The sequence below is a fragment of the Herbaspirillum huttiense genome, from assembly GCF_047300815.1.
Lineage (GTDB): Bacteria > Pseudomonadota > Gammaproteobacteria > Burkholderiales > Burkholderiaceae_D > Herbaspirillum > Herbaspirillum huttiense_A.
In genome coordinates this window covers 5,097,411-5,123,382 of record NZ_CP178608.1, presented here as the reverse complement: position 1 = coordinate 5,123,382, position 25,972 = coordinate 5,097,411, and the positions used below count along the sequence as shown (strand labels likewise).

Annotated in this window: 28 protein-coding genes; 14 read left to right on the top strand and 14 right to left on the bottom strand. The window is 63.6% G+C overall.

The window, feature by feature from the left end:
* Positions 1–9 precede the first annotated feature (9 nt).
* Positions 10–1,467, bottom strand: a complete 1,458-nt coding sequence (locus ACLRDN_RS23490) for a sensor histidine kinase (RefSeq protein ID WP_413458236.1) — start codon at positions 1,465–1,467, stop codon at positions 10–12.
* Positions 1,467–2,141 (bottom strand): response regulator, encoded by a 675-nt coding sequence (locus ACLRDN_RS23485; protein ID WP_145605455.1) that lies wholly within the window; start codon positions 2,139–2,141, stop codon positions 1,467–1,469. The genes ACLRDN_RS23490 and ACLRDN_RS23485 overlap by 1 nt, the downstream gene beginning before the upstream one ends.
* A 285-nt stretch (positions 2,142–2,426) precedes the next feature.
* Between ACLRDN_RS23485 and ACLRDN_RS23480 the strand changes: the two genes are divergently transcribed.
* From ACLRDN_RS23480 to ACLRDN_RS23460, 5 genes are all read left to right on the top strand, one after another.
* Positions 2,427–3,407: a Bug family tripartite tricarboxylate transporter substrate binding protein gene (locus ACLRDN_RS23480; protein ID WP_413458235.1), complete on the top strand. Its 981-nt coding sequence runs from the start codon at positions 2,427–2,429 to the stop codon at positions 3,405–3,407.
* Positions 3,408–3,486: 79 nt separating this feature from the next.
* Positions 3,487–4,593: an ABC transporter substrate-binding protein gene (locus ACLRDN_RS23475; protein ID WP_413458234.1), complete on the top strand. Its 1,107-nt coding sequence runs from the start codon at positions 3,487–3,489 to the stop codon at positions 4,591–4,593.
* A 176-nt stretch (positions 4,594–4,769) separates the two neighbouring features.
* A complete protein-coding gene (locus ACLRDN_RS23470; RefSeq protein ID WP_413458233.1) occupies positions 4,770–6,581 on the top strand; it encodes an ABC transporter permease in 1,812 nt (603 codons plus the stop codon).
* A 73-nt stretch (positions 6,582–6,654) separates the two neighbouring features.
* The gene (locus ACLRDN_RS23465; protein WP_413458232.1) at positions 6,655–7,743 is read left to right on the top strand and encodes an ABC transporter ATP-binding protein; all 1,089 of its coding nucleotides are present in this window, start codon (positions 6,655–6,657) and stop codon (positions 7,741–7,743) included.
* A 217-nt stretch (positions 7,744–7,960) separates the two neighbouring features.
* On the top strand, positions 7,961–9,031 hold the full coding sequence (locus ACLRDN_RS23460; protein ID WP_413458231.1) for a porin: 1,071 nt from the start codon (positions 7,961–7,963) through the stop codon (positions 9,029–9,031).
* 111 nt (positions 9,032–9,142) lie between these two features.
* Here ACLRDN_RS23460 and ACLRDN_RS23455 read toward each other — a convergent pair whose 3' ends face one another.
* Positions 9,143–9,775: a hypothetical protein gene (locus tag ACLRDN_RS23455; RefSeq protein WP_413458230.1), complete on the bottom strand. Its 633-nt coding sequence runs from the start codon at positions 9,773–9,775 to the stop codon at positions 9,143–9,145.
* 12 nt (positions 9,776–9,787) lie between these two features.
* Positions 9,788–9,946 carry a hypothetical protein gene (locus tag ACLRDN_RS23450; RefSeq protein WP_413458229.1) on the bottom strand — a complete coding sequence of 53 codons (159 nt, stop codon included), beginning with the start codon at positions 9,944–9,946 and terminating at the stop codon, positions 9,788–9,790.
* Between the two features lie 177 nt (positions 9,947–10,123).
* Between ACLRDN_RS23450 and ACLRDN_RS23445 the strand changes: the two genes are divergently transcribed.
* The gene (locus ACLRDN_RS23445; protein WP_413458228.1) at positions 10,124–11,095 is read left to right on the top strand and encodes a 3-hydroxyacyl-CoA dehydrogenase NAD-binding domain-containing protein; all 972 of its coding nucleotides are present in this window, start codon (positions 10,124–10,126) and stop codon (positions 11,093–11,095) included.
* A 47-nt stretch (positions 11,096–11,142) separates the two neighbouring features.
* Here ACLRDN_RS23445 and ACLRDN_RS23440 read toward each other — a convergent pair whose 3' ends face one another.
* The 3 genes from ACLRDN_RS23440 to ACLRDN_RS23430 all read right to left on the bottom strand — a co-directional run bounded on the left by ACLRDN_RS23440 (position 11,143) and on the right by ACLRDN_RS23430 (position 14,222).
* Positions 11,143–12,099, bottom strand: coding sequence for a hypothetical protein (locus ACLRDN_RS23440; protein WP_413458227.1), 957 nt, complete (start codon positions 12,097–12,099; stop codon positions 11,143–11,145).
* A gap of 106 nt (positions 12,100–12,205) precedes the next feature.
* Entirely contained in the window at positions 12,206–12,994 is a 789-nt protein-coding gene (locus ACLRDN_RS23435; protein ID WP_413458226.1) for a hypothetical protein, read from the bottom strand.
* A 322-nt stretch (positions 12,995–13,316) separates the two neighbouring features.
* The gene (locus tag ACLRDN_RS23430; RefSeq protein WP_088756613.1) at positions 13,317–14,222 is read right to left on the bottom strand and encodes a LysR family transcriptional regulator; all 906 of its coding nucleotides are present in this window, start codon (positions 14,220–14,222) and stop codon (positions 13,317–13,319) included.
* A 139-nt stretch (positions 14,223–14,361) separates the two neighbouring features.
* Between ACLRDN_RS23430 and ACLRDN_RS23425 the strand changes: the two genes are divergently transcribed.
* From ACLRDN_RS23425 to ACLRDN_RS23415, 3 genes are all read left to right on the top strand, one after another.
* The gene (locus ACLRDN_RS23425; protein ID WP_413458225.1) at positions 14,362–14,811 is read left to right on the top strand and encodes a PACE efflux transporter; all 450 of its coding nucleotides are present in this window, start codon (positions 14,362–14,364) and stop codon (positions 14,809–14,811) included.
* A gap of 110 nt (positions 14,812–14,921) precedes the next feature.
* Positions 14,922–15,560 (top strand): FMN-binding negative transcriptional regulator, encoded by a 639-nt coding sequence (locus ACLRDN_RS23420; RefSeq protein ID WP_413458224.1) that lies wholly within the window; start codon positions 14,922–14,924, stop codon positions 15,558–15,560.
* A gap of 115 nt (positions 15,561–15,675) precedes the next feature.
* Entirely contained in the window at positions 15,676–16,578 is a 903-nt protein-coding gene (locus ACLRDN_RS23415) for a helix-turn-helix transcriptional regulator (protein WP_413458223.1), read from the top strand.
* Between the two features lie 10 nt (positions 16,579–16,588).
* Here the strand turns inward: ACLRDN_RS23415 and ACLRDN_RS23410 are convergent, their stop codons facing one another.
* The 5 genes from ACLRDN_RS23410 to ACLRDN_RS23390 all read right to left on the bottom strand — a co-directional run bounded on the left by ACLRDN_RS23410 (position 16,589) and on the right by ACLRDN_RS23390 (position 19,827).
* On the bottom strand, positions 16,589–18,148 hold the full coding sequence (locus ACLRDN_RS23410) for a sensor histidine kinase (protein ID WP_413458222.1): 1,560 nt from the start codon (positions 18,146–18,148) through the stop codon (positions 16,589–16,591).
* Between the two features lie 67 nt (positions 18,149–18,215).
* Complete coding sequence (locus tag ACLRDN_RS23405) at positions 18,216–18,611, bottom strand: response regulator transcription factor (RefSeq protein ID WP_413458221.1); 396 nt, start codon at positions 18,609–18,611, stop codon at positions 18,216–18,218.
* A gap of 18 nt (positions 18,612–18,629) precedes the next feature.
* Positions 18,630–18,872 carry a DUF1427 family protein gene (locus tag ACLRDN_RS23400; RefSeq protein ID WP_413458220.1) on the bottom strand — a complete coding sequence of 81 codons (243 nt, stop codon included), beginning with the start codon at positions 18,870–18,872 and terminating at the stop codon, positions 18,630–18,632.
* 13 nt (positions 18,873–18,885) lie between these two features.
* Complete coding sequence (locus tag ACLRDN_RS23395) at positions 18,886–19,053, bottom strand: DUF1427 family protein (protein ID WP_083859654.1); 168 nt, start codon at positions 19,051–19,053, stop codon at positions 18,886–18,888.
* A gap of 84 nt (positions 19,054–19,137) precedes the next feature.
* Positions 19,138–19,827, bottom strand: coding sequence for a hydrolase (locus tag ACLRDN_RS23390; protein WP_413458219.1), 690 nt, complete (start codon positions 19,825–19,827; stop codon positions 19,138–19,140).
* A 286-nt stretch (positions 19,828–20,113) separates the two neighbouring features.
* Here ACLRDN_RS23390 and ACLRDN_RS23385 point away from each other — a divergent pair, with 286 nt between their 5' ends.
* The 5 genes from ACLRDN_RS23385 (at position 20,114) to ACLRDN_RS23365 (ending at position 24,935) form a co-directional block, all read left to right on the top strand.
* Positions 20,114–21,997, top strand: a complete 1,884-nt coding sequence (locus ACLRDN_RS23385) for an amidohydrolase (RefSeq protein WP_413458218.1) — start codon at positions 20,114–20,116, stop codon at positions 21,995–21,997.
* Positions 21,998–22,009: 12 nt separating this feature from the next.
* Positions 22,010–22,432: a DoxX family protein gene (locus tag ACLRDN_RS23380; RefSeq protein WP_413458217.1), complete on the top strand. Its 423-nt coding sequence runs from the start codon at positions 22,010–22,012 to the stop codon at positions 22,430–22,432.
* 137 nt (positions 22,433–22,569) lie between these two features.
* Positions 22,570–23,397 (top strand): alpha/beta fold hydrolase, encoded by an 828-nt coding sequence (locus tag ACLRDN_RS23375; RefSeq protein WP_413458216.1) that lies wholly within the window; start codon positions 22,570–22,572, stop codon positions 23,395–23,397.
* A 5-nt stretch (positions 23,398–23,402) separates the two neighbouring features.
* Positions 23,403–23,936 carry a Dps family protein gene (locus tag ACLRDN_RS23370; protein ID WP_413458215.1) on the top strand — a complete coding sequence of 178 codons (534 nt, stop codon included), beginning with the start codon at positions 23,403–23,405 and terminating at the stop codon, positions 23,934–23,936.
* A 168-nt stretch (positions 23,937–24,104) separates the two neighbouring features.
* Positions 24,105–24,935: a helix-turn-helix domain-containing protein gene (locus ACLRDN_RS23365; protein ID WP_413458214.1), complete on the top strand. Its 831-nt coding sequence runs from the start codon at positions 24,105–24,107 to the stop codon at positions 24,933–24,935.
* A gap of 17 nt (positions 24,936–24,952) precedes the next feature.
* On the opposite strand, the gene ACLRDN_RS23360 is transcribed toward ACLRDN_RS23365, so the two are convergent.
* Together ACLRDN_RS23360 and ACLRDN_RS23355 are read right to left on the bottom strand one after the other, a co-directional pair.
* Entirely contained in the window at positions 24,953–25,381 is a 429-nt protein-coding gene (locus ACLRDN_RS23360; protein ID WP_413458213.1) for a hypothetical protein, read from the bottom strand.
* Positions 25,382–25,390: 9 nt separating this feature from the next.
* Positions 25,391–25,939, bottom strand: coding sequence for a hypothetical protein (locus ACLRDN_RS23355; protein ID WP_413458212.1), 549 nt, complete (start codon positions 25,937–25,939; stop codon positions 25,391–25,393).
* Positions 25,940–25,972: the final 33 nt, after the last annotated feature.

The window sequence follows — 25,972 nt, the reverse complement described above, 5'->3', positions numbered from 1 at the left end:
ATCGCTGGCTCAGGTGCGCAGTTCGACCACGCCCGGAAACGCGATGCGCACCACCAGCCCGCTGCCTTGCAGCGGCGCATCCAGCGTGACGGTGGCGCTGTGCATGGCGGCGATCTCGCGCACGATGGCCAGCCCCAGCCCGGTGCCGCCCGGATTGACGTGCTGGGTGGCACCGGCCCGATAGAAGGGTTCGAACACTTTTTCACGCTCGGCCTCGGCAATGCCGGGGCCGTTGTCTTCCACCTCCAGCAGGGCACCGGTCGGCTGGCCCGGACGGCTCACGGCGCGCACGCGCAAGGTGACCTGGCCGCCGATGGGCGTATAGCGAATCGCATTGTCCAGCAGGTTCACCATCAGTTCATGCAGCAGCAGGGCATTGGCTTCGATGCCGATATCGCCCTCTTCCTCGAAGGCCAGTCCGATACGGCGCGACACGGCCTGCTGCGACAACTCCAGGGCGACTTGCCGCGCTGCATCGGTCAGTGACAGACGCATGGTGCCGCCCTCGGCGGCGCCATGCTCGGCACGCGCCAGCGTCAGCAGTCGATTGGCCAGGTGCACCGCCGAATCGGTGGTGCGTGCCATGCCCTCCACCAGTTCGCGCAGCTCGGCCGGATCGAGCCGCGTGCGGCGCAGTTCGCGCAGGGTCAGTTCGGATTGCGTCTTCAAGACCGTCAGCGGCGTGCGCAACTGGTGCGAGGCATCGGCGATGAAGCGCCGCTGTGCACTGATGAGCGCTTGCAGCCGGCCCATGTAGCCATTCATGGCTTGTACCAGCGGGCGCATCTCCTTGTGCACCAGCGCCGGGTCGAAACCGGAAAGATCGGTCGGTGCACGCGACTCCACCTCTCCCTTCAACTGCATCACCGGACGCAGCACGAAGCGCACCGCAAACCACACCAGCAGCGCCGCCACGCTCACCAGCGTGCCCTGGCGCCAGAGCGTGTCGAACAGGATCTTGCGCGTCATGCCGTTGCGGCCTTCCATGGTCTCGCCGACCTGGATCAGGGCGATGCCGCGCATGCTGTCGTCATACACCGGCTGCAGCAGCGCGGCGATGCGGATGGGCTGGTTGTGATAGTCGGCCTGGTAGAAGCGCACCAGCGCCGGATAGACTTCCGAACGCTTGACGTTGGCCGGCACCGGCGGCAGGTCTTCATAACCCGAGACCAGCTCGCCCGTGAGACCGGTGACCTTGTAGTAGATGCGGCCCAGGGTATCGGTCTCGAAGCTGTCCAGCGCCACGTAGGGCACGTCGGCCGTGACATGGCCATTGACGATGGAGACCCGCTCGGCCAGCGCGCGGGTGGAGGCCAGCAGCGAGCGGTCGTAGGCCAGGTCGGCCACTTCGAGCGCGTTGTAGTAGACCGAGACGGCGTCCAGCGCCACCAGCAATGTCAGCGGGATGAGCAGCCAGCGCACCAGCTGGCTGCGCAGGTTGCCCAGTCGCCTGGCCGCCTGTGCCATCACGCCGCCTGCAGCAGGTAGCCCAGGCCGCGCAGGGTGGTGATGCCCACGCGGCCGGCGCCCTCGTGTTCGAGCTTCTTGCGCAGGCGATGGATGTAGATCTCGATGGCGTCCACGCTGGCATTGTCGTCCAGCGAAAAGACTTGCTGGAACAATTTGTCCTTGGGGACCGTATGGCCCTGGCGCATGATGAGCGCTTCCAGGACCGCGTGTTCGCGCGGGGTCAGCGCCAGCAGTTCGCCGTGATAGGTGAAGGTGCGCGAGACCGTATCGAAGCACAGCGCACCGCAGGCCACGGTGACGGCTTCCTGGCTCTGCGAGCGGCGCAGCAGGGCTTTGACGCGGGCTTCCAGTTCTTCCAGTTCGAAGGGTTTGGCCAAGTAGTCGTCGGCCCCCATGTTGAGGCCGCTGACGCGATCGGCCAGGCCGCCGCGTGCGGTCAGGATCAGCACCGGCGTGCGGCTGCCGCGTGCGCGCATGCGTTTCAAGACTTCCAGTCCATCCATGCGCGGCAGGGTCAGGTCCAGGATCACCAGGGCATAGTCTTGCGTCAGCAGCAGGCTGTCGGCGTCGGCGCCGTTGTGCGCACACTCCACCGTCAGGTGGGCGTCGCGCAGGGCCTTGGCCAGCCAGCGGGAAAGTTCGATATGGTCTTCGACCAGCAGGATGCGCATGATGCGGCCCTTTTACTTGTACTTGTACGTTGCGGTACGGCTTGTCTCCAGCGCGGATGCTAACAGATGCGCTGGCGCCTTTGAAACGTCCCCCTCCGGCCATTGTGGAAACTGCGTAGCATCGATCCCACACTGACAGCTTCGCTGAAAGCCGGCTGAAAGGCTTTTCTTGTACGATGCGCCCATATCAAAAAATCCAAGCAGGAGACACATCATGATCGCCCCCTGGTCCGGCCGCCCCGGATCCGCTCTTCCCGCATTCGTTTCCCGCTGCTGCTGACCGCCATGAAGGCGGGCCGCTCGCATCACTGGCAGCGCTGGTATCGCTTCCTGGCCGCTTGTGTGCTGGCCTGTGCGATGCCGTGCGCGCTGGCGACCGAGTGCATCGTCCCGGCCAAGCCGGGCGGCGGCATGGATGCCTCGTGCAAGCTGTTGCGCCGGGCCATGCAGGAAGAGGGCAGCAAGGAGGCCTTCAAGCTGGCCTACCTGCCCGGTGGCATCGGTGCCGTGGCCTGGAGTTCGGTGGTCTCGCAGCGGCGCGGCGGACCGGACACGCTGGTGGCGTTTTCGGGCGGCTCGCTGTTGAGCCTGGCGCAAGGCAAGTATGGCCCCGCCGATGTGGGCGACGTGCGCTGGGTGGCCGGCATCGGCATCGATCACGGCATGATTGCCGTACGCAGCGATGCGCCCTGGCGCAACCTGAAGCAGTTGCTGGAAGCCATCCGCAAGGATCCGTCGGCGGTCACCGTAGGCTTGTCCGGGACCGTGGGCAGCCAGGACTGGCTGAAGATGGCGCTGCTGGCGCAGCAAGCCGGTTTTACGCCGAAGCAGTTCCGCTTCGTGGCGCTGGAAGGCGGCGGTGATTCGTTTGCCGCCCTGCAGGCCGGGCACGTGCAGGTGATCTCGGGCGATACCTCGGAGGCCGCCTACTTCATCGCCGAGGGCAAGGTGAGGATCCTGGCGGTGCTGTCCGAGCAACGCCTGCCGGGGCCGCTGCAGGCCATACCGACCGCACGCGAGCAGGGTTATGAGGTGGTGTGGCCGATCATTCGTGGTTTCTACATGAGCCCGCATGCGCCGGAGGCCGATTACCGGCGCTGGGTCCGCTATTTCGACCGGGCATTGGCCGATCCCGAATTCGATCGCCAGCGCAGTATCGGTGGCTTGCAACCCTTTGCCATGACCGGCAAGCCGCTTTCGGATTACATCGCGCAGACCGTTGCGCGCTATCGCAGGCAGTCCCAGGAGTTGGGCCTGGTGCGCTGACCAGCCAGGTTGCACACGCCGTCAGGCGTGCTCTGCAGCCGGGCCGGCGCAAGGTCCGTTTCATCATCAAGGAGAATCCATGTTGCACAAACGTCGCCTGAGCATTGCGCTCGGCCTGGCCCTCGCTTTGCCCGTCACTTTCAGCGGTGTGGCCCATGCCGACACCCCGGCCGGCTATCCCGCCGATTACGCCAAGGTCATCGAAGGGGCCAAGAAGGAAGGCAAGGTCGTGATCTACAGCACCACCGATTCCAAGGCGGCCGAAGCGCTGATCAAGGATTTCGGCGCGCTCTATCCGGGCGTGAAGGTCGAGTACAACGACATGAACTCCACCGAAGCCTACAACCGCTTCATCTCCGAAGCCGCCGCCGGTGGCGCCACGGCTGACGTGATGTGGTCCTCCTCCATGGACCTGCAGGTCAAGCTGGCCTCCGAAGGCTATGCCGTGGCCTACAAGTCGCCGGAAGCTGCGGCCGTACCGGCCTGGGCCAACTGGAAGGACACCGCCTACGGCACCACCTTCGAGCCGGCCGCCATCGTCTACAACAAGCGCCTGGTGACCGAAGCCGAAGTGCCGACCACCCACGACGAGTTCACCAAACTCCTGGTCAGCAAGCAGGACAAGTTCAAGAACAAGGTCACCACCTACGACATCGAAAAGTCCGGCGTCGGTTTCAGCCTGATGACCTATGACCTCAAGCACAACCCGCATTTCTGGGACTTCGCCAAAGCCATGGGCGGCGTGGCCGCGCGCGTGCAATCGTCCACCGGCACCATGCTGGAGCGCATCTCCTCGGGTGAAAACCTGATCGGCTACAACATCCTCGGCCCCTACGCATTGGTGCGCGCCAAGAAGGACCCGTCCATCGGCGTGGCCTTCACCAAGGATTACAACCTGGTGCTCTCGCGCGTGATCTTCATCAACAAGGCCGGCAAGAACCTCAATGCCGCCAAGCTGTGGGTGGACTACATCCTCTCCAAGCGCGGCCAGACCATCATCGCCAATGATGCGCAGCTCTTCGCCATTCGCGGCGACGTCACCGGCGCCACCACCTCGGCCGAACTGACCAAGCAGCTGGGCGCGTCCCTCAAGCCCATGCCGGTCTCCACCGAACTGCTGGACTACCTGGACCAGAAGAAGCGCCTGGACTTCCTGAAGCAGTGGAAGGAAGCCACCAAGAAGTAAATCATTTCCGTGGCGGACCGGGGCCTGCCGTGCCCGGTCCGATCCGGATGAGCGGTTCACCCTGATCCATCGCTGTTGCGCAGTGCAGCCCAGGCTGCCTGCGCAGGCGGCGCGTTGCAGTCATGCTGCGGCCGTCCTGACTGTCCTGATCCATCTGCCCACTCATGAGGCGCACCATGCAAACCACCACAACGCTACCGCGCAGCGATCAAGCCCTGCCGGCCCGCCGTTTCCGGCTGAACTGGCCGCGCGGCCTGGTCGTGCTGCTGGCAGCCCTGGCCATCTTCGTGCCGCTGCTGCTGATCTTCTATCAAAGCTTCCTGTCGGCGCCGTTCTTTGCCCCCGTCAAGACGCTGACCTTCGATTCCTATCGCTTCATCTTCGATGATCCGGACTTCCGCCAGGCCTTCGTCAATGGCTTGACGCTGGCCACCGGCCTGGCCTTGATCGCCGTGCCGCTGGGCGGCATGCTGGCCTTCCTGATGGTGCGTACCGACCTGCCGGGCCGCAGCTTCATCGCTCCGGCACTGATGGTGCCCATCTTCGTCTCGCCCATGGTGATCGGCTTCGGCTACGTGGTCTCGATGGGGCCGGTCGGCTTCTACACGGTGTGGGTCAAGAACCTGCTGTCGGTGTTCGGCTTCGAGGGCGACCCGTGGAACATCTATTCCTTCACCAGCATCGTCATCATCGCCGGCCTGACCCATGTGCCGCACGTCTACCTGTATGCCTCGGCCGCCCTGCGTAGCCTCGGTTCGGATGTGGAAGAAGCGGCCCGCGTGGCCGGCGCCTCGCCGCTGCAGGTCGCGCTCAACGTCTCGCTGCCGATGATCACCCCGGCGCTGGCGTATTCCGGCGTGCTGGTGTTCTTCCTCGGCTTTGAAGTGTTCGGCCTGGTGCTGGTGCTGGGCGATCCGGAAGGCCACCTGGTCCTGCCGACCTATCTCTACAAGCTCACCAACAAGCTGGGCACGCCGTCGTATCACCTGATGGCGGCGGTGGCCGTGTGCCTGGTGGCGGTGACCATGCCGCTGGTGATGCTGCAGCGCTGGCTGCTGCGCTCGGCCAACAAGTTCGTCGCCATCAAGGGCAAGGGCGCGCGCCAGAAGGCGCTGCCGCTGGGCAAGTGGCGCTGGGTGGCCTTCACCCTCATCGCCGGCTGGCTGCTCTTCACGGTCATCATCCCGCTCTCGGGCATCGGCCTGCGCACCTTCGTCTCGCACTGGGGCGATGGCGTCAACCTGCTGGACGTGCTGACCTTCGAGAACCTGCTGAACGTCTGGGATCAACCCTCGTTGGTGCGCGGCATCATCAACACCGTGCTGATCGGCGTGATCGGCGGCGCCCTCGCCGTGGCCTGCTATACCGCCATCGCCCTGGCCATGCACCGCAAGCAGGATGGCGTGACCCGCTTCCTCGACTACAGCGTGCTGGTGCCGCGTGCGGTGCCGGGCCTGCTGGCCGGTCTGTCCTTCCTGTGGGTGTTCCTGTTCGTGCCCTCGCTGCTGGACTCGGCCTTGAAGGGCATCGACAACCCCATCGCCCTGTGGCTGGTGGACAGCTTCATCCCCGCCCTGCGCGGCCTGCGCTCGACCATCTTCTCGGTCTGGCTGGCTTACTCGGTGGTGTGGATGGCCTACGGCCTGCGCCTGATCAACACCGCCCTGCTGCAGGTCGGCCCGGAACTGGAAGAAGCCGCCCGCGCGGTGGGTGCCTCGCGCTCCCGCGTTACCCGCGACGTCACCATTCCGCTGGTGCGCTACGGCCTGGTGGGCGCCTGGCTGATGGTGTTCCTGATCTTCGAGCGCGAGTACTCCACCGGCGTCTACCTGCTCTCGCCCGGTACCGAGGTGATCGGCTCGATGATCGTCTCCATGTGGGCCGCCGGCGCAGTGGAACTGGTGGCGGCGCTGTCCTTCATCAACATCACGCTGGTGGCCGTGGGCCTGGGCATTGCGCTGCGCTTCGGCGTCAAGCTGCACGACTGACCTGCACCGATAGCATGGCCGGTACCAAGGGTGCCGGCCTCCCGATACAGCAAGAGCATCCTGAGGAATCATCATGACTGAACTTTCCGTCAACGACCTGCACCTGGACTATGGTACCGGCGCCTCCGCCAACCCCATCCTGAAGGGTGTTTCCATGCAACTGCAGCGCGGCGAAGTGGTGGCGCTGCTGGGCCCTTCCGGCAGCGGCAAGACCACGCTGCTGCGCGCGGTGGCCGGGCTGGAGTCGCCCAAGGCCGGCACCATCGACATCGGCACCCGCCGCGTGTTTGATGGCGCACGCAACTTCGAGATGCCGGCCGAAGAGCGCAACCTGGGCCTGGTGTTCCAGTCCTATGCGCTGTGGCCGCACAAGACCGTGGCCGACAACGTCGCCTATGGCCTCAAGCTGCGCAAGACGCCCTCGGCCGAGATCGCCAAGCGCGTCAAGGAGGTGCTGTCGCAGCTGGGCCTGGGCCACCTGGGCGAACGCTATCCGCACCAGCTCTCCGGCGGCCAGCAGCAGCGCGTGGCCATCGCCCGTGCGCTGGTCTACAACCCGCAGGTGATCCTGCTGGACGAACCGCTCTCCAACCTCGACGCCAAGCTGCGCGAGGAAGCGCGCGCCTTCCTGCGCGAACTGATCGTGCGCCTGGGCCTGTCGGCACTGATGGTGACCCACGACCAGGGCGAGGCCATGGCCATCTCGGATCGCATCCTGCTGCTCAACAATGGCCGCATCGAACAGCAGGGCACGCCGCAGAGCATGTACCAGACCCCCAATACCCTGTTTACCGCCGAATTCATGGGCAGCAACAACAAGCTGGCCGCCGAGGTGGTCAGCCGCGAGGGCGAGCGCGTGACCGTCAAGCTCGATGGCGGCACGGCGGTGGCGACCCTGCGCGGACGCGAGGACGCCAAGCCCGGCGAGCAGCTCACCGGCATCATCCGGGTCGAGCAGGTGCGCATCTCGGGTGAGCAGACCGGCAATGCGATTCGCCTGCCGCTGTCGACCTGCATGTACCTGGGCGACCGCTGGGAATGCCTGTTCAAGGTCGAGGGCGGACCGGCCGGTTCGGTGGGCCTGCGCGCCTATGCACCGCAGCGCCTGGACCAGGGCGAATACTGGCTGTCGCTGCCGGAACAGGCTCTGTGGGCATTCTGAAAAACTAAGGCGGCCGAACGGGAGTTCTAAGTTTCCCGTTCAGGAAAACTTAGTTTTTTGACGATTCATCGCATCGATGAAAACCAGCGGGGAGGGCCATCCGCTCTCATCTCGCACACCCGGGAAAAGATCATCATGACGCCGGGTGGATGACCAGAAGACGTCGCACAGAACGCCGTGCCGACGCTATCCAACGCTTTCCATCAAGGAGACCTCAGTGCAAAGAAATCACCTCGCTGCCAGCATGCTGGCAGCATTCGCCGCGTGCGCCACGACTTCGGTCCAGGCGCAGACTTCCGTCACCATCTATGGCCTGATCGATTCGGGCGTGGAATATGTCACCAATGCCAACGCCGCCGGCAACAGCCTGGTGCGCCTGAGCTCGGGCACGATGAACACCTCGCGCATCGGTTTTCGTGGCACGGAAGACCTGGGCGGTGGCCTCAAAGCCGTATTCCAGCTGGAGAACGGCTTCAAGCTGGACAACGGCGGCCTCGACGGCGATGCCAACCAGCTCTTCAACCGCCAGTCCAACGTCGGCCTGGAAGGCGGCTTCGGCCGCGTGGTCGTGGGCCGTTCCTTCTCCACCACCTATGACCTGATCCTGCCGTTTGACCCGATGGGCTACTCGGCCAACTATTCCTGGGTGACCTCGGCCGGTGCCACCGGTGGCCGCAAGGATGGCATGCCCACCGGCGTGTCCAACCTGGTCAAGTACCAGGGCGAATTCGCGGGCGTGAAGGTCGGTGCCATGTACGGCTTCGGCGAAGTGGCCGGCGAGACCCGCAACGGCGCCAAGTACGGCGTCGGCCTGGGTTGGGGTTCGGGCCCGTTCAGCGTGGCGGCCACCTATGACCGCAACAACAGCGCCACCGCCACCAACACTCCCTATGACCGCGCCACCAGCGCCCACCTGGCTGCCGGCTACCAGCTCTCGGATGCCTGGAAGTTCAACCTCGGCTACCGCTACTACAAGAAGACCCTGGCTACCGGCGCGGCTGACCAGCGCAGCGATTTCTTCTGGGGCGGCGTGACCTGGAAGTTCACCCCGGCCATGAGCGTCATCGGTGCGATCTACTACCAGAACATCAAGAACGTGGCCAACGATGCCGATCCCATCATGTACTCGCTGCGCCTGAAGTACGCGATGTCCAAGCGCACCGACCTGTACCTGAGCACGGCCTATGCCAAGGCCAAGAACAACCAGCTGGTGGGTCTCTCGCGTGATGATGTGGGCTTCGGCAACAGCCAGTTCGGCATGACCCTGGGCATGCAGCACCGCTTCTGATGCCCCTGTAGCACCCTGGCCCGGCACGCGCGGTGGGCGTGCGGGCCACGATAGTCTTGAGCCGTCATTGACCGGCGCACCCTTGCCTGCGGCAGGGTGCGCCGTTTTTTTTCATCGGGCAGCGGGTTGCTGTAGCGATGGCAGCATCAGTTGATCCAGCAGGCCCCCGGCGCAGCGCGCCCGGTTGCAGTCGTCGAGGCTGGCCAGCAGGTGCGCGCCCACCAGCAGCAGGAAGATGGCACTGACGCCTATCCTGCCCCAGGGGATGCGGCGCAGTTCATCTTCTTTTTCTGCGGTCTGCAGCAACAGCAGGGTCGCCGGATATTCGGCGCTCTTGACGCCGAGCAGGGCCGCAATGGTGACCATGGCCGCCAGTGAGAACAGGGCTGCCCAGGTATGCAGGTGCATGCCCTGCAACAGCGGCCCCGTAGGCGTCTGGCCGGCCAGGGCTTCCAGCGAGATCTGGCGCAAGGCCAGCAGCCCGGTCAGCAGCGCGCCCACCAGGGCTACGCCATAGTGCGCGCTCTTGATCCCGAAGCGCAGGTTGCGCAGGAAGCCGATGCCGGTCAGGATGACGCCGGTGCACTGCAGCTGGCGCAGCGGGGCGGGCGGCAGCTGCAGCCCCTCCTGCAGGTACAGCAGCAGGCCCAGGCAGCCACTGATGGCCAGCAGGCACAGGCAATTGAGGAAGACCCCGCCCGGCAGGACAGGGTCGCGCGGTGTGAAGACGACGGAACGGTCCATGAGACGGCGCCATCACAGGAGGAAGCCCAGGGGACCCTGGGCGGTTTGGCTGAACCACCACAGCGTGGCGAGGGTGCTTGCCAACCATAGCTTGTTGCTTATTGATTTCCAGCCGAGCGCAATCCCGAAAACGGTCAGGAAGGCCAGCAGGAAAGGAAGATAGAGAAACATGGGGTGACCCGGAGTTGATCCCGATTCATATCCGGGAGTTTGTTTATGTGCTTTGATGCCAATCGTAGCCGAATGCCTGCGCAAATCTCGCGCTAAAACCTCGAATAAAATCGAGATTTACCAAGAATATTGAAAATGGACCCGGCTTCACTGAAGCCAACGAACGAGGAGACACAGATGCAAGCATCAGCAAGCGGCAGCCAGTCCGGTCAACAGGAAGTGCGCCGGGTGGCGGTGGTGGGTACCGGCGTGATCGGTGCCAGTTGGGCCGCCTATTTCCTGGCGCGGGGGCTGGAAGTGACGGCCACCGACCCGATGCCGGAGGCAGAAGCCAAGCTGCGTGCCGCCGTGGCGCGCCACTGGCCCAGCCTGGAGCTGCTGGGGCTGGCGCCGGGCGCTTCCCCGGAGCGGCTGCGCTTCTGCGCCTCGCTGGAAGAGGCTATTGACGGTGCGGACTTCGTGCAGGAGAACGGCCCCGAGCGCGAAGACCTCAAGATCGAACTCTTCCGGCGCATGGACGCTGCCCTGCCGGCCCGCGTGGTACTGGCATCGAGTTCATCGGGCCTGCTGATGAGCAAGGTGCAGGCCGCCTGCCGCCATCCCGGCCGGGTGGTGCTGGGCCATCCCTTCAATCCGCCGCACCTGATCCCGCTGGTGGAAGTGATCGGCGGCGCGCAGAGTTCGCCCGAGGCGGTGCAGGCTGCGCTGGACTTCTATACCGCCATCGGCAAGAAGGCCATTCATGTCCGCAAGGAGGTCAAGGGGCATATCGCCAATCGCCTGCAGGCGGCCCTGTGGCGCGAGGCCTTCCACCTGGTCGAACAGGGCGTGGCCAGCACCGAAGACATCGATACGGCCATCGCCTACGGCCCCGGCCTGCGCTGGGCCTTGATGGGGCCTTATCTCAATTTGCACATGTCAGGCGGGGAGGGTGGCATCGGCCACATGCTCGATCACCTGGGGCCGCCCATCGAAAGCTGGTGGGCCGACCTGGGGACGCCTTCCATCACCGACGCGCTCAAGGCACAGATTCGCGCAGGGGTAGAAGAGCAGATGAGCGGGAAGACTTCTGGCGACATCGCCGCCGAGCGTGATCAGTTGCTGGTGCAGTTGCTGGCAGCCAAAGGGTTGGCCAAGACGATACCCTGAAATGATGAGTTGCCATCCAGGCCGCCAGAAGTTCCTAAGGGAGGATGTCAGAAACTGGGATCAATTTCTTGTTTGATGCAGGCATAGATTTTTTCTGCTCCACCAAACTGCTGGAGGAGTTTGGTGCCGTTTTCGGCAACACGGCTGGCTGTGATGGGGCGCGCCAGGATGGCTTGCTGTTCAGGGAAAATCAGGATGGCGGTCTTGGCTGTCTGGAATCGGGTGTTGGCGTCGGCTCTGTGCTTGGGTAGCTCGCCCTGCGGCAATCCATTGAGTGCGCGGTTCATGGCGACGCTGGCTTCGCCGAGTTCATCAACAGGGCCGAGATCACCAACGATACCTGGCACGATATGGCCTGTTTGCGAGGGAGAGATTGCAATGACTGTGCTGCGCTTGCTCACGCCGAATGTGAAGAAGCGGCTTTTCTTCGGTAGTACCAAGGCAGGAATGGTTAGCGCGTCGATCCATTTCGCCTGATTGCAATCGCCTTGCTGCGCGAAGCCTCCCGGGATGGCTACGTCGCTTGTCATGGAGACCAGATAGCCGTCAGGCGAAATGCATGGCTTTCCTGTAGCCTTATTTTTCTCAATGATGTCAGCGCTCAATACCTTCCATGTTTTTGGTAAAGGATAGCCGGCATCTCTGAGCGCCTCAAAATCGGCCAAAGGACGTTTGGGATCGATGAATGCGTTACGAATGTCGTTGATGGCGCAAGGGACCGCGGCGGGATCGGTTTCGCAGCGCCGCCCCGTCACGTCATCTTGGTGATATGAAATCCTGGTTCCATCGGTATTGACCTTCAGCGAAGTGATGAACAGAAGTGGGCGACTATTGTTGAGGGCAGCCACGGGATTGCCCCGAAATACTTCGACCGTGCGGGTGCCTTGTTCGTCCTTCTGTTGAAATACGGCAGAAAAGCCGCACTGCCCAGCGTAGGCGCTCCACGTCATCGTAGCCGAGATGCACAAAGCAATACCGCGTTGAAAGCGAGGTAAAAAATTCATGGCGAGCTACTCCTAGAGTTTGTGTAACGATATAAATCGAATGCGCTCGGTCTGTAGAGGCCAGTGGGATACTGAAATGCCACTCCCGACTATTGATGAATGAGTTCTACTTGCTGCAAGTCTTGGGAACGAAAAGCTTGTCGGCCCGGAATCCGATCACAGCATTGGTAGGCAGCCTGACTTTGACGATTTCCGTTCTGCTCCTGTCATTCTCCAAACCGAGGGAGAACATTCGCAGGAATTGTGCGGCGAAGCTCATATTTTTCTCGTCGATGCTGGAGATGTCAGCTTCAAACTTCTGAATGATCAATTGAGCGTAAGGAATGAGGATGCCGATTTCTCCTTCCGGAAGGTCGGCGGCCTTAGAGACTCCTTGCTTTTGCAGGGCCGCCTTTGCCTCCCGGGTTGTATTCAGTCTCTGGAATTCCCGGTAGGCAAACATCATCTGTGCGCGACTGGCCTTGAAGGTGTGCAGCGCAGCTGACACGTCTGCGCGGGTCCCTTGGTATCTGGCGGCGATGGCCGCTTCTGCCTGCGTTCCCAAGAAATTGCTAACAAGGATTTGCTTCCATTGCAGGGTGGTCGATTTTGCTGAGTAGTCGGAAAATTCGTAGTAGCGGCTGATTTGCACCGGTCTTCCCTGCCTGGTCGCGACATCGAGGTCGTCGAGGCAAGCAGCCTCTTGTTGGGAGACAAGATAAGTAGTACCAAGCTGCGCCGCGTTATCGCCTTTATTTTTCAGGACGATGAAGCCCTCATTTCTGGCCAGCTCAATAAAGAGCTGATCCAGAACCTCCTGGACCAACGCCTGCCGGAGCGTTTCGTCTGGAGCGCTGTGAGCGCCTGATGAGATGCCGAGCAGAACTGCGCAAGAAAGACCTATCAGGCGTTTCATGTCTGTTCCCCCTATGCGTTCATTCATTCGGACAAGCCATGCAGTCGCGTGACTATGGCGGTCAACGGCTGACAGAAATTTCAAACTGAAGTGGAGTGCCCAATGCTTGCGAATCAACTTGGTGGGAAGAGGTTCTTGCATTCAATTTCTCAGCGCCAACACCCCCGTGATGCGCTATGTGAACCTACTTCCTGTCGAGTATTTTAAGCGGGCGTTCTCGTTCAAGAAAAGATATTTTTCATTAGATGGAACAGTGATAGGAGGCAACGTGGGTGCGTTTAACAAGTAGAAGTGTATGAGGTCTATCCTTACTTTTTGACATTCATTTGCGCTTGCGCCGGCTCGGCGCCATATCGCGCATGAGCGCGATGAAACGCTGCGCCCCCAGCCCCAGCGGCCGGTCCTTGTTCCACACCACATCCACCCACATGCGCTGCTGATTGCTGATGTTGTCGAAATCGATGACCACCAGCGTGCCGGCTTCGATCTGCGCCTGCACCAGGCTGTGCGGCAGGTAAGCCCAGCCCAGTCCCTCCCGTACCAGTGACAGCGTGGCCAGGTGATTGTCGGTGCGCCAGAGGTGGCGCGCCAGGAAGAAGCGCGGGTCCGAGATGCTGGCATCGCGGCTGGCCACGGCAATCTGGCGGATGTCGTACAGGTCCTCATAGCGCAGCTTGCGCTTCTTGCGCAGCCGTGCCGGATGGTCCGGCGCGATCACCGCCACCATCATTTCGCTGCTGAATTCCTGGAAGGCCTCGCGGTCATTGCCGGCATGGCGCTCGAAGACCAGCGCCAGCTGCGCCGTATCGTCATAGAGCATGCGCATGGCGTCGGCCTGGGGCGAGGACAGCACTTCCACCTCCAGCGAGGGAAACTCCTGGGCCAGCACCGCCAGCGGCTTGGCCCAAGGCACCGACAGCAGCTCCGGTGCCACCGCCAGCGTGAGCTTGCGTTCCAGTCCCTGGTGCATGGCCAGGGCATGGGCGTCGAGCTGGCGCAGGGTACTGGCCAGCAGGCGCGCATCCGGCTCCAGCGCACGCGCCAGCTCGGTGGGGCGGGCGTCGCGCGCGGTGCGGTCGAACAGCACCAGGTCGAGTTCGGCCTCCAGCTGGCTGATGGTCATGCTGACCGAAGAGGGCACGCGGCCCAGCTGGCGCGCCGCTGCAGAAAATGAACCACTGTCGAGCACGGCCAGGAAGACCCGCACGTTGTCACTGGAGAATGCCATCGCTGTTCCTCATGCAAAGCGGCTCACTGAGCTGTCAGAAAAACTGAAAGAAGCCGACTTCATTCATCAAAAACTTCATCATAGAATGCTTTCCATCGCGCGGCCAGTACCGGCCCGCCGCAGTCTTCAGGAGCACATCATGCAAGGATTCAAACGCAAGCTGGTCTATGCCTGCCTCTTCGAGGGGCTGGCCATCATTTTCACCACGGTCGGGCTGAGCGTGTTCGCAGGCCATGACAGTGGCCATGCATCGGCCGCCGCAGTGGCCTCGTCGACCATTGCCTTCGTGTGGAATTTCGTCTTCAACGGTCTCTTCGAACGCTGGGAAGCACGCCAGCCGCGCCGCGGCCGCAACTTCGCGCGCCGGGCCGCCCACGCCCTGGGCTTCGAAGGCGGCCTGGTGGTGATGCTGGTGCCGCTGTTCGCCTGGTGGCTGGGCATCAGCCTGTGGGAGGCACTGGTACTGGACTTCGGGCTGATCGTCTTCTTCATGATCTACACCTACCTGTTCAACCTCGGCTTTGATCGCGTCTTCGGTCTGCCCAGCTCGGCCATGCCGGTCAGCGGCCAGGCGGCTCAGGCGCGTTGACGGCGATGACGCGAGATGTGGCTGGCTGCAACGCCGGCCACAACTTTTACGCCCGGATGCAGTGGATGCGATAGAATAGTTCGCTACCAAACTCAGCGGACGATCATGCCATGTACATTCCAGCGCATTTCGCCGATCAGGATATTGCCAGCCTGCATCAGTTGATCACCGATTATCCCTTCGGTGTGCTGGTCTCGCACACCGCCGGCGGGCTCGATGCCAACCACCTTCCCTGCCACCTCGATACCGCCCAGGGCGCGCTGGGCACGCTGCATCTGCACGTGGCGCGCGCCAATGCGCTGTGGCGCGAACTGGCCGATGGCGATGCGGTGCTGGTGGTGTTCTCGGCGGGCAACGCCTACATCTCGCCGAGCTGGTATCCCAGCAAGCACGAGGCCCATCGCCAGGTGCCGACCTGGAACTACAGCGTGGCGCATGCCCATGGCCGTGTCACCATCCGCGATGACGAGCGCTACCTGCGCGGCGTGGTGGCGCGTCTGACACGCACCCACGAGGCCGGCGAGGCCAAGCCCTGGAAGATGTCCGATGCCCCGGCTGATTACACCGACACGCTGCTCAAGGCCATCGTCGGTATCGAGATCGAGATCACCCGCCTGGAAGGCAAGCGCAAGTTGAGCCAGAACAAGGAAATACGTGACATCCAAGGCGCCGGCCAGACCTTGGTCGAGCGTGGCCATGAAGAGCTCGGCCAGGCCATGCTGGCTGAAGCTGCCCGCAAGCAATCATGAGCCCGGGCAACGAGGGCGCGCTGTTCTCGTCCACAAGGGCGCGCGGCTGTGTAGAATCCGGACAGAGGGCTGCCGCACACCCTTTCCGGACTTGTCGATCTGATCGAGGCCACCCATGAATGCCCTGTCCGCTCCCGCCATGCTCGCCGCCCGCAGTGATTCACTGGGCTGCTCGGCTACCAGCCTCAAACAGAGCCAGGAACTGCAGGGCAGCCAGTTCAGCTTCTATCGCAAGCGGGTCGAGAGCCGCGAAGTCTCGCAGGTCTACACACCGGCCTCCGACCGGGGCTTCCTGGTGGGCATCTCGATGGCGCAGCAGCATCGCCGCAGCATCTTCCGCGGGCGCCAGGGCGCGCAGTTCGATTTCGGACGCGGCGCCGTCTACACCCGCGATTTTTCCGAAGAATATCGGGCCGACTTGCAGGGCCCCTTCGATTTCCTGCTGGTGGAGTTGCCGCTGTCGTGGTTTGCCACGGTCAACGATGATCTGCGTGCACGCAAGGTCAGCGGGCTTGCCACCGTCACCGGCCAGGATGATGCGGTACTGGCGCATCTGGCGGCGGCGTTGGCCCCGGCCCTGGCGCTGGCCGATGCCGACAGTCAACTCTTCGTCGACCAGATCGGCCTGGCCATGGGCACCCATCTGCTGCGGCGCTATGGCGGTGCCGGCTTGCCGGCCCCGGGCAACGTGCGCCTGTCACGCGTGCATGAGGAGCGCGCCAAGCAGATGCTGTTGCAGAAGGGCCGGGACCAGGTGTCCCTCCCGGAGATCGCGCGCGAATGCAACATGTCGGCCAGTTATTTCCTGCGGGCATTCAAGGCCACGACCGGCCACACCCCCCATCAATGGCTCATGACCCAGCGCGTGGAGATGGCGCGCGAATACCTGCGCCATACCTCGCTCTCACTGGCGGAAATTGCAGTGGCCTGCGATTTCTACGACCAGAGTCACTTCAGCCGCGTGTTCTCCCAGATCGTCGGCAGTGCGCCCGGCGCCTGGCGCCGCCGGCTGGGCTGAACGGCGCCCTTCAGGGCACGCGCGGCAGGTCGAAGCTGAACACGCTGCCTTGCGGCACGGCGGCGGTCACACGCAATCTTCCGCGATGGGTCTCGATGATGGAACGGCAGATCGCCAGGCCCATGCCCATGCCGTTTTCCTTGGTGGTATAGAAGGCGTCGAAGATGCGCGGCATGGCCTCGGCCGAGATGCCCTCGCCGCTGTCCCGCACCTGCACTTCCACCCGCTCCTCATTGCAGCAGGTGGCACTGATGATGAGCGTGCGGGCATTTTCGGGGACCGCCGCCAAGGCATCGATGGCGTTGACCACCAGGTTCAGCAGCACCTGCTGCAATTGCACCGTATCACCCAGTACATGGACGGCGGACGGTCCCAGGGACAGCGTGAGCGTGACTTCGCGTTGCTCCAGCTCGCTGCGCGAGAGCATCAGGGTATGGCGGATCAGCGCGTGCAGGTTCAATCGCTCGAACTGGGCTGCGCGATTGCGGGTGAGATTCTGCAGGCTGCTGATGATGCCGCCGGCGCGCTGGCCCTCGCTGATGATGTCGCGCAGGCTGGCACGTGCGTGCTCCAGCTCGGGTTCGGGCCGGTTCAGCCAGCGCAGGCTGGCCCCGGCATTGGAGACGATGGACATCAGGGGCTGGTTGATCTCGTGGGCGATGGACGCCGTCAGCTGGCCTACCGTATTGGCGCGCGCCACCCTTTCCATATCCACCTGGGCCGCGCGGATTGCATACTCGGCCTGGCGGCGCACGGTGATGTCGGTGGCCGTGCCCATGTATTCGATGAAGGTGCCATCCATCCATACCGGCTTGCCGATCCCTGACAGGTAGCGCACCTCGCCCGTATCCTGGCGGCAGATGCGGTGTTCCACGCGAATGGTGCCTCCCATGGCGACGGCGGCATTGACGGTCTCGATCACTTCGACCCGGTCATCGGGATGCATGATGGCGGCGAATTCGTCATAGGTGATGCACTTGCGTCCCGGCGGCAGGCCATAGATGCGGCACAGTTCGTCGGAGCAGAACATCAGGTCTTCACGCACCAGGTAGCGCATGCTGCCGGTATGGTTGAAGCGCTCGCCTTGCTTGAGCAGTTCCTGGCTGGTGCGCAGTTCGCGTTCGGCCGCAAGTAGTTGTTCCTTTTCCAGCAGCGCCCGGGCATGCTCGGCGGCATTGGACAGCGCCACTGCGGCGTGGGCAGCCAGATGCTGTACGCGCCGCAGCATGGCCGCGCTGGGGGCATCGTGGTAATACAGCAGCAGCTCGCCGAGCGCCTGGCCACGGTGGCTCAGCGCCAGGGTGAGCCCGGCCGTCTGCAAATCCGCGTGCTGGGCGATGCAGTAGCGCTGGCTGTTGCTGACTTGCAAGCCATCATGCTGCGCCTCAGCCTGGATCAGTGCCAGGCCCGCCTCATGGCGCAGCAGCAGGCAGCGTCGCGCACCGCCGAGCTGGCACAGTGCACGGGTGATGGCGGGTTGCAGCAGGATGGGATCAAGCAGCGCCGACAAGTCGCACAAGGTGTGCAGCAGGGCGTCGTCGTCATCGGAAAGACGCGGGTCGGACGGCAAGGGAGTCTCCTGGCAAGGATGGTGAGTTCAAGGCCGCATTGTGCCGTATTGGCGAGCCGGGTGGGCGTTACGGTGGTCCGTAGAGCAGGGTAGCCGTCAGCAGCACCAAGAGGGTATCGGCATCGACCGGCTTGGCCAGCAGTGTGAAGCCCATGCTGGTGGCGCGCTGGCGCTCCAGCACTGCGGCTTGCGCCGAGATGAACAGGACCGGCAGCTCCGGGCGCAGCAGGCGCAATTGCTCGGCCAGTTCGAAGCCGCTCATCCCTGGCAGCTTCAGGTCCACGATGGCGCAAGCGGCCACCGGCAGGCAGGTGCTGGTGACAAAGTCCTCGCCGCAGTCGAAACTGCAATGGCGGTACCCCGCCGAATCCAGCAGGTTGCACAAGGCCGCGCGGACCCCGAGATCGTCATCGATCACCGCGATGGTGCGGTGGGATGGTGGCGTGTTCTCCCCTTCGCTCATCATCGTCTGCCAGGTGGCTTATTGGGCGTCCGGCGGTGGCGTGCCGGTGATCTTGGGCATGCACTCGCGGTGGAACCACGATGCGGTGAGCGGTTCACCGGCCAGCTTGCGGCGCACGACGGGCACCAGTTGCTCGCCGATCAACATGCCCAGCAAGCCGAGCAGGGCGATGATGGGCGGCGCCGGTGACTGCACGTGCAGGGCCGCGTAGATCAGGCCGGCCAGCAGGCCCATCAGGAGGGAAATCAGGTAGGGTTTCATGCATGCTCCAGCATCAGTGGCCCAGCAGGGGGCCGAGGCCATTGACCAGGCGCTCGGCCAGCACCATGCCCAACAGGCCGATCAGGGCAATGCCCGGTGGCGCCGGGGAGCGCACCTTGAAGAGCGCGTAGACGACACCGATCAGGATGCCTGCGCCCAGGGAAATCAGATAAGCGGACATGGCCCGGCTCCTCGTGAAGATGGGACAACGCCGCGCCCGGCCGATGCATGGCAGGAGCGCGGCGGCGTCGATGACCGGGGTGGCTTACTTGGCCGGCACCGGTGCCAGGGTCTTCTGGTTGCCGTGCGGGCGCTGCTCGGCCTTGTGCACCATGGTGTAGGCGTAGTCCACGCCCATGCCGTAGGCGCCCGAGTGTTCACGCACGATGTCCATGACGGCGTTGTAGGTTTCCTTGCGGGCCCAGTCACGCTGCCATTCCAGCATCACCTGCTGCCAGGTCACGGGGATGACGCCGGCCTGGATCATGCGCTGCATGGCGTAGTCGTGGGCTTCCTTGGAGGTGCCGCCGGAGGCGTCGGCCACCATGTAGATCTCGTAGTCGCCTTCGGCCATGGCGCACAGGGCGAAGCTGTTGTTGCAGACTTCGGTCCACAGGCCGGCCACGACCACCTTCTTCTTGCCGTTGGCCTTGAGGGCGTCGCGCACCTTCTGGTCATCCCAGGAGTTCATGGAGGTGCGTTCCAGGATGTCGTGATCGGGGAAGACCGACAGCAGTTCCGGATAGGTGTAGCCGGAGAAGCCCTGGGTTTCCACGGTGGTGATGATGGTCGGGATGTTGAACACCTTGGCCGACTTGGCCAGGGCGACGACGTTGTTCTTGAGAACCTGGCGGTCGATCGATTGCACGCCGAAGGCCATTTGCGGCTGTTGGTCGATGAGGATCAGCTGGGAGTTGGTGGGGGTCAGCACATCGAGTTTGCTATTGGTGGTCATGATGGTTCCGTAGGTGGAGTGTGTGTGGGAGACGTCAGCCGCTGCGGTGGCCGGGGAGAGGCGGCGCGCAGCGGCGCGGCAGGGGAGTGAGGCTGCCGGAAGCGATCATAGGCAAGCGGGCAGGGTGCTGCCATTATCTTTTCGTATAGCTAGACGCTGGCAGCGCGTTTTTGCACACTGCCATCACCAACAAAAGCGCATGAGATGGGTTTCGGTTCGCCCCTGGCGACGCCACTACTTGCGCAATCCGCCCTCTTCATCGTTCTAGCCCATGCCCGGAGCCTCCATGACCACCGCAGCCAGCGTGACCCCTGACCTGATTTTGTTGAACGGCAAGATCCATACCGTCGACAAGCAAAACCCCATCGCCGAGGCAGTCGCCATCGGCGGCGGCAAATTCATTGAAGTCGGCAGCGCCGCCGACGTGATGCGTCTGAAGCAAGCCACCACCCAGGTCATCGACCTGGGCGGACGCACCGTCATTCCTGGCCTCAATGACTCCCACCTGCACCTCATCCGTGGCGGCCTGAACTACAACCTGGAACTGCGCTGGGAAGGCGTGCCTTCGCTGGCCGATGCCCTGCGCATGTTGAAGGACCAGGCCGCGCGTACCCCGCATCCGCAATGGGTGCGCGTGGTGGGCGGCTGGACCGAATTCCAGTTCGCTGAAAAGCGCATGCCCACCCTGGAAGAATTGAACGCGGCCGCGCCCGATACCCCGGTCTTCGTGCTGCACCTGTATGACCGTGCGCTGCTCAATCGCGCCGCGCTGCAAGCAGTGGGCTACACCAAGGACACGCCCAACCCGCCGGGCGGCGAGATCGTGCGCGACGCCTCGGGCAATCCGACCGGGATGCTCATCGCCCGTCCCAACGCCATGATCCTGTATGCCACCCTGGCCAAGGGCCCGACCCTGCCGCAGGAGTACCAGGTCAATTCGACCCGCCAGTTCATGCGCGAGCTGAACCGCCTGGGCGTGACCAGCGCCATCGATGCCGGCGGCGGTTTCCAGAACTATCCGGACGACTACCAGATCATCAACAAGCTCGCCGCCGACGGCCAACTGACCATCCGCATTGCCTACAACCTGTTCACCCAGAGCAAGGGCGCCGAGCTGGCCGACTTCCAGAAGTGGACCGGCATGGTCAAGCCCGGTGACGGGGACGATTTCCTGCGCCATAACGGCGCCGGTGAAATGCTGGTGTTCTCGGCGGCCGACTTCGAAGATTTCCTGGAGCCGCGTCCCGATCTGGCCGCAGGCATGGAAGACGAACTCGAGCGCGTGGTGCGCCACCTGGTCTCGAACCGCTGGCCGTTCCGCCTGCACGCCACCTATGACGAGTCGATCTCGCGCATGCTGGACGTGTTCGAGAAGGTCAACCGCGACATCCCCTTCGACGGTCTGCACTGGATGTTCGACCACGCCGAGACCATCACCGTGCGCAACATCGAGCGCGTCAAGGCACTGGGCGGCGGCATTGCCATCCAGCATCGCATGGCCTTCCAGGGCGAATACTTCATCGACCGCTACGGCGCCGAGGCGGCCGAATATACGCCGCCGGTGGCCAAGATGCTGGAGATGGGCGTGCCCGTCGGCGCCGGCACCGACGCCACCCGCGTGGCCAGCTACAACCCCTGGACCGCACTGTACTGGCTGGTGTCGGGACGCACCGTGGGCGGCACCAAGCTCTATGGCACGGCAGGCCGTTTGCCGCGCGAGACTGCACTGGAACTGTGGACCGCAGGCAGTGCCTGGTTCTCCAGCGAACAGGCCAAGAAGGGCCGCATCCAGGCCGGCCAGCTGGCCGACCTGGCCGTGCTGTCGGCGGACTTCTTCAGCGTGCATGAAGACGACATCAAGGCCATCGAATCGGTCATGACCGTGGTCGATGGCAAGGTGGTCTATGGCGCCGGTCCGTTCTCCTCGCATGGCCCGGGCGAGATCCCGGTCTTGCCCGACTGGTCGCCGGTGGCCAAGGTGCCGGGACACTATCGCGCCGTTGCCAAGTCGGGAGCCGCACGCCAGAAGAAGACCGCGCTGCCGCACGCCTGCGTGGGTTCGTGCGGCGTGCATGGCCACTCCCATGACGTGGCGCGCAAGTCCAGCGTTCCGGTGTCCAACTTCGCCGGTTTCTGGGGCGCGTTGGGTTGCAGCTGCTTCGCGTTCTGAGCGGGAGCGACCATGCAAGCGCACCATCCCACCCGCCGCACCGGTTTTCCGGTCCCGCCCCTGGACCTGGGTTTGCTGTTCCTGCGGGTAGCGGGCAGCTTCATGCTGTTTTACGTGCATGGCTTGCCCAAGCTCATGCATTACGCGCATGAGCTGACCGTCATCGAGGATCCCTTTGGCCTGGGCCCGACGGTATCGCTCTGGTCCGCCATCCTGGCCGAAGCGCTGTGCCCGGTCCTGATTGCCCTGGGCGTATTCACCCGCCTGGCCTGCCTGCCCATCATCGGCGTGCTGCTGGTGGCCATGCTGGCGGTGCATCCGGGCTGGAGCATCGCCGAAGGCCAGTTCGGCTGGCTGCTGCTGGTGATCTTCACGGCCATCGCGCTGTGCGGGCCCGGCCAGTGGCGCCTGGGCAATGGCCCGGCTCAGCCGTAGGAATCCAGCCGATTAACGGCGGTCTTTCTTGCAGTCCCATCGTTGTCAGGCCGCCCTGCCATCCGCAGGGCGGTTGCTGTCCCTGCATGCAGCCTGGCTGCACTGCCTCTCCACACCATCTCACAAGGAGTCACACCATGAGCACCATCACTACCCGCGACGGCACTGAAATTTATTACAAGGACTGGGGCAGCGGCCAACCGGTCGTCTTCGGCCACGGCTGGCCGCTGGATGGCGACATGTGGGAATACCAGATGAACTTCCTGGCCGAGCGCGGCTATCGCGTCATCGCCTACGATCGCCGTGGCTTCGGCCGTTCCAGCCAGCCCTGGACCGGTTACAACTACGATACCTTCGCCGATGACCTGGCCGAGCTGATGGACAAGCTGGACCTGCAGGGCGCCACCCTGGTCGGCTTCTCCATGGGCGGCGGCGACGTGGCCCGCTACATCGGCCGCCACGGCAGCAAGCGCGTGGCCAAGGCCGCGCTGCTGGGCGCGGTGACCCCGATCTTCGGCCAGGCGCCGGACTTCCCGCAGGGTGTGCCGGCCGAGGTCTTTGCCGGCATCAATGAGGGCCTGCTCAAGGACCGCGCGCAATTCATCAGCGATTTCGCCGCCGTCTTCTTCGGCACCAATCGTCCGGGCAAGGCCGATGCGGTCAGCGCCGGCGTATTGGCCCAGACCTTCAACATCGCCATGCTGGCTTCGCTCAAGGGCACGCTGGATTGCGTGACGGCCTTCTCCGGTACCGATTTCCGTGAAGACATCAAGAAATTCAATTTCCCGACCCTGGTCATCCACGGTGACGACGACCAGATCGTCCCCTTCCAGACCACCGGCAAGCTGGTGGCCGAGATGGTGCCGGGCGCCCAACTGAAGATCTATGGCGGCGCCCCGCACGCCCTGTGCGCCACCCACAAGGACCAGATCAATGAAGACCTGCTGGCCTTCCTGAAGGGATAAGCACCATGAGCCTGGATGCAACCCAGCGCCAGCAGCTGGAAAAGCGGCGACTGGCGCCGCTGGCCACGCCTGGCGCACTCCCGGAGCTGGCCACGCAGGAAATCGGTGGCGCCCTGACCATGCTGCTGGCGGACATCTTCGCGCTGTACCTGAAGACGAAGAATTTCCACTGGCACATGTCGGGACCGCATTTCCGCGATTACCACCTGCTGCTGGACGACCAGTCCGGGCAGATCCTCGCCATCACCGATGCGGTGGCCGAGCGGGTACGCAAGATCGGCGCGACCACCTTGCGTTCCACCGGGCATATCGGCCGACTGCAACGGCTGGCCGACAACGATGCCGATTTCGTTACCCCCTCCGACATGCTGGCCGAACTGCGCGAGGACAACCTGCGCCTGGTCGGTTTCATGATGGCTACCCATGCGCTGTGCGATGAGCATGGCGACGTGGCCACCGCCAGCCTGCTGGAGAACTGGATCGACGAGGCCGAGCAGCGGGCCTGGTTCCTGTTCGAATCCGGGCGGACTTCGATGTAAGCGTTGACGTCCGTGGCAAAAGGCAGAGCTTGACGGCTCTGCCTTTTTTCGTTTTCCTTCACCCTGTTGCGGATGGGCCGGCCTGTTGCCGGCCGGCGGAGCGGGCCGCAATATTTCTGTTCATTTCCCGCCTTTTTTTACCGGATCCACCCCTTGCCGTCTCCTTTCATGAAACGACTCAGCCTGCAGGACGACATCATGCTGGCCCGCGCGGCCCAGCCGGTTGCGCCAGCGCAGCCGCCGGTGCTCGACATCCCGGGCGATGAGGCCTTTTCGGTCATCGTGCAGTTGCAGGATTTCCGCCATCACAAGCTCTGGCGCGGCCAGCAGCTGGTGCATGCCGGTGGCCACCGCGTGGGCGACATGGCCATCACCGACCTGCGCGAGCAGTGGCGCTGCCAGCATCTCTCGGCCTACGACAACGTGCGCCTGCAATTGCCGCGCGCCACCATCGAGCAATGGAGCGAGGAGGGCGGGCGCCGCATCAGCGCCTTGCAGCCACGGCAGGCGGTGCGCGATCCGGTGGTCTGGCACCTGGTGCAGGCGATGTTGCCCATGCTGGGGGAGGCCGCCAATGATGGCGACACGGTCTTCGTCGACACCGTCACCCTGGCCCTGCACACGCACCTGGCGCAGCACTACGGCGGCCAGCCGGCGCCCCGTAGCAGCGGCCGCCTGGCCGGATGGCAGCAGGTGCGGGTGCGCGACTACATGCTGGCGCACCTGGGGCAGCGCCTGACGCTGGCCGAGCTGGCGGCACAATGCGGCTTGTCGCGGGCGCATTTCTCGCGCGCCTTCAAGCTCAGCTTTGGCCTGCCGCCGCATGCTTGGCTGCAGCGTCAGCGCATTGCCCTGGCCTGCCGCCTGCTGCGCGAGGGCGGCAAGAGCATGTCAGTCGTCGCGCTGGAATGCGGCTTTTCGGACCAGAGTCACTTCAGCCGGGTGTTCAAACAGGTGATGGGGGTGGGGCCGATGGGGTGGGTGAGGGGGCAAGGGTAATGCAGTCCGTGCCGGGCTCATTCACCCAGTACGGAAATGTGGGTACGATCATCCGGCATCAATAACGGCGCGATGGTTCGCTCCGCATAGATCCGGTCTCCCGTGCCGGTGACCACGACCAGATGCACATCGGGATCTGATGGAGGGGTCTTCGTCTGCCGTCGTATCGCCTTCATCGTTCGTCCCAGCGCAGAGCTGTGCTTCATGCCGGATGCGCGGGCGACGTCTTTCCATTCGCTCCAGAGTTGCTCGACGCCCTCGGCGCGCTCTGCATACTGGACTTCGATGGCACACAGGCCGTCACCCTGGCTGACCAGAAGGTCGATGTGCCCCCCCGAGCGGGCAGGTGTTACGTGGAAAAATTCACTGCCGGAACGCTGCAGCATTTGCGCAACCAGGCCCTCGGCAAATTGGTGTGCGATTTCTTGACGACGGGAACGTGGCATGGTGGCTCCTCAGATGAGCTGTGTCAGGGGCGGATTGTTGCGCAGCGCCCAGACGCGGCAGACTTCGTTGTAGATGGCGATCTTGACTGCGTCTTCGGCCAGGTCGTGCAGTGGCGCAAGACTTGCGATCCCCTTTGATTGGCGCGCGTCTATTCCCTTCACATAGATCTTTTCCCGCCGCGCGGTACTGCGGTCAACGATGCCCACGAAGAAGGGTGTCTTCATGGCGTGTGCACGTGCCACTGCCGCCGCACTGAAACGCATGGCATAAGCGCCCGTGATGTCCGGGGTTTTCAGCGTGGTTTTGACTTGCAGGAAGAAGAACGGCCCGAGACGCCTTGCAGTCGCATCCAGCAGATACACCACATAGTCATAGGTCGGTTCCTTTCCGCCGAAATGAAGCGCCTCGAACAGGCAGCCGCCTTCGGCCGGCAGGAAGCCACGTGGCAGGAAAGCCGATGCAATGACCGGACGCATGAGTTCAATACCGCAGAGGTATTCACCGCCGGCGCCGATGATGTTCTTCAGATTGCCCATCGTGGTTGTGCGGGCAGTCATGGAGACCGCCCGGGCTGCTGTCAGAGCCGCACA

Bases quoted from the DNA above. Each gene is read 5' to 3' on its own strand.
- ACLRDN_RS23385 (WP_413458218.1), top strand. From the start codon at position 20,114: ATGACCACCGCAGCCAGCGTGACCCCTGACCTGATTTTGTTGAACGGC.
- ACLRDN_RS23380 (WP_413458217.1), top strand. From the start codon at position 22,010: ATGCAAGCGCACCATCCCACCCGCCGCACCGGTTTTCCGGTCCCGCCC.
- ACLRDN_RS23425 (WP_413458225.1), top strand. From the start codon at position 14,362: ATGCAAGGATTCAAACGCAAGCTGGTCTATGCCTGCCTCTTCGAGGGG.
- ACLRDN_RS23465 (WP_413458232.1), top strand. From the start codon at position 6,655: ATGACTGAACTTTCCGTCAACGACCTGCACCTGGACTATGGTACCGGC.
- ACLRDN_RS23440 (WP_413458227.1), bottom strand. From the start codon at position 12,099: ATGAATTTTTTACCTCGCTTTCAACGCGGTATTGCTTTGTGCATCTCG.
- ACLRDN_RS23395 (WP_083859654.1), bottom strand. From the start codon at position 19,053: ATGTCCGCTTATCTGATTTCCCTGGGCGCAGGCATCCTGATCGGTGTC.
- ACLRDN_RS23455 (WP_413458230.1), bottom strand. From the start codon at position 9,775: ATGGACCGTTCCGTCGTCTTCACACCGCGCGACCCTGTCCTGCCGGGC.
- ACLRDN_RS23435 (WP_413458226.1), bottom strand. From the start codon at position 12,994: ATGAAACGCCTGATAGGTCTTTCTTGCGCAGTTCTGCTCGGCATCTCA.
- ACLRDN_RS23490 (WP_413458236.1), bottom strand. From the start codon at position 1,467: ATGGCACAGGCGGCCAGGCGACTGGGCAACCTGCGCAGCCAGCTGGTG.
- ACLRDN_RS23365 (WP_413458214.1), top strand. From the start codon at position 24,105: ATGAAACGACTCAGCCTGCAGGACGACATCATGCTGGCCCGCGCGGCC.
- ACLRDN_RS23420 (WP_413458224.1), top strand. From the start codon at position 14,922: ATGTACATTCCAGCGCATTTCGCCGATCAGGATATTGCCAGCCTGCAT.
- ACLRDN_RS23450 (WP_413458229.1), bottom strand. From the start codon at position 9,946: ATGTTTCTCTATCTTCCTTTCCTGCTGGCCTTCCTGACCGTTTTCGGG.
- ACLRDN_RS23445 (WP_413458228.1), top strand. From the start codon at position 10,124: ATGCAAGCATCAGCAAGCGGCAGCCAGTCCGGTCAACAGGAAGTGCGC.
- ACLRDN_RS23400 (WP_413458220.1), bottom strand. From the start codon at position 18,872: ATGAAACCCTACCTGATTTCCCTCCTGATGGGCCTGCTGGCCGGCCTG.
- ACLRDN_RS23485 (WP_145605455.1), bottom strand. From the start codon at position 2,141: ATGCGCATCCTGCTGGTCGAAGACCATATCGAACTTTCCCGCTGGCTG.
- ACLRDN_RS23355 (WP_413458212.1), bottom strand. From the start codon at position 25,939: ATGACTGCCCGCACAACCACGATGGGCAATCTGAAGAACATCATCGGC.
- ACLRDN_RS23430 (WP_088756613.1), bottom strand. From the start codon at position 14,222: ATGGCATTCTCCAGTGACAACGTGCGGGTCTTCCTGGCCGTGCTCGAC.
- ACLRDN_RS23370 (WP_413458215.1), top strand. From the start codon at position 23,403: ATGAGCCTGGATGCAACCCAGCGCCAGCAGCTGGAAAAGCGGCGACTG.
- ACLRDN_RS23360 (WP_413458213.1), bottom strand. From the start codon at position 25,381: ATGCCACGTTCCCGTCGTCAAGAAATCGCACACCAATTTGCCGAGGGC.
- ACLRDN_RS23475 (WP_413458234.1), top strand. From the start codon at position 3,487: ATGTTGCACAAACGTCGCCTGAGCATTGCGCTCGGCCTGGCCCTCGCT.
- ACLRDN_RS23375 (WP_413458216.1), top strand. From the start codon at position 22,570: ATGAGCACCATCACTACCCGCGACGGCACTGAAATTTATTACAAGGAC.
- ACLRDN_RS23480 (WP_413458235.1), top strand. From the start codon at position 2,427: ATGAAGGCGGGCCGCTCGCATCACTGGCAGCGCTGGTATCGCTTCCTG.
- ACLRDN_RS23390 (WP_413458219.1), bottom strand. From the start codon at position 19,827: ATGACCACCAATAGCAAACTCGATGTGCTGACCCCCACCAACTCCCAG.
- ACLRDN_RS23470 (WP_413458233.1), top strand. From the start codon at position 4,770: ATGCAAACCACCACAACGCTACCGCGCAGCGATCAAGCCCTGCCGGCC.
- ACLRDN_RS23405 (WP_413458221.1), bottom strand. From the start codon at position 18,611: ATGAGCGAAGGGGAGAACACGCCACCATCCCACCGCACCATCGCGGTG.
- ACLRDN_RS23415 (WP_413458223.1), top strand. From the start codon at position 15,676: ATGAATGCCCTGTCCGCTCCCGCCATGCTCGCCGCCCGCAGTGATTCA.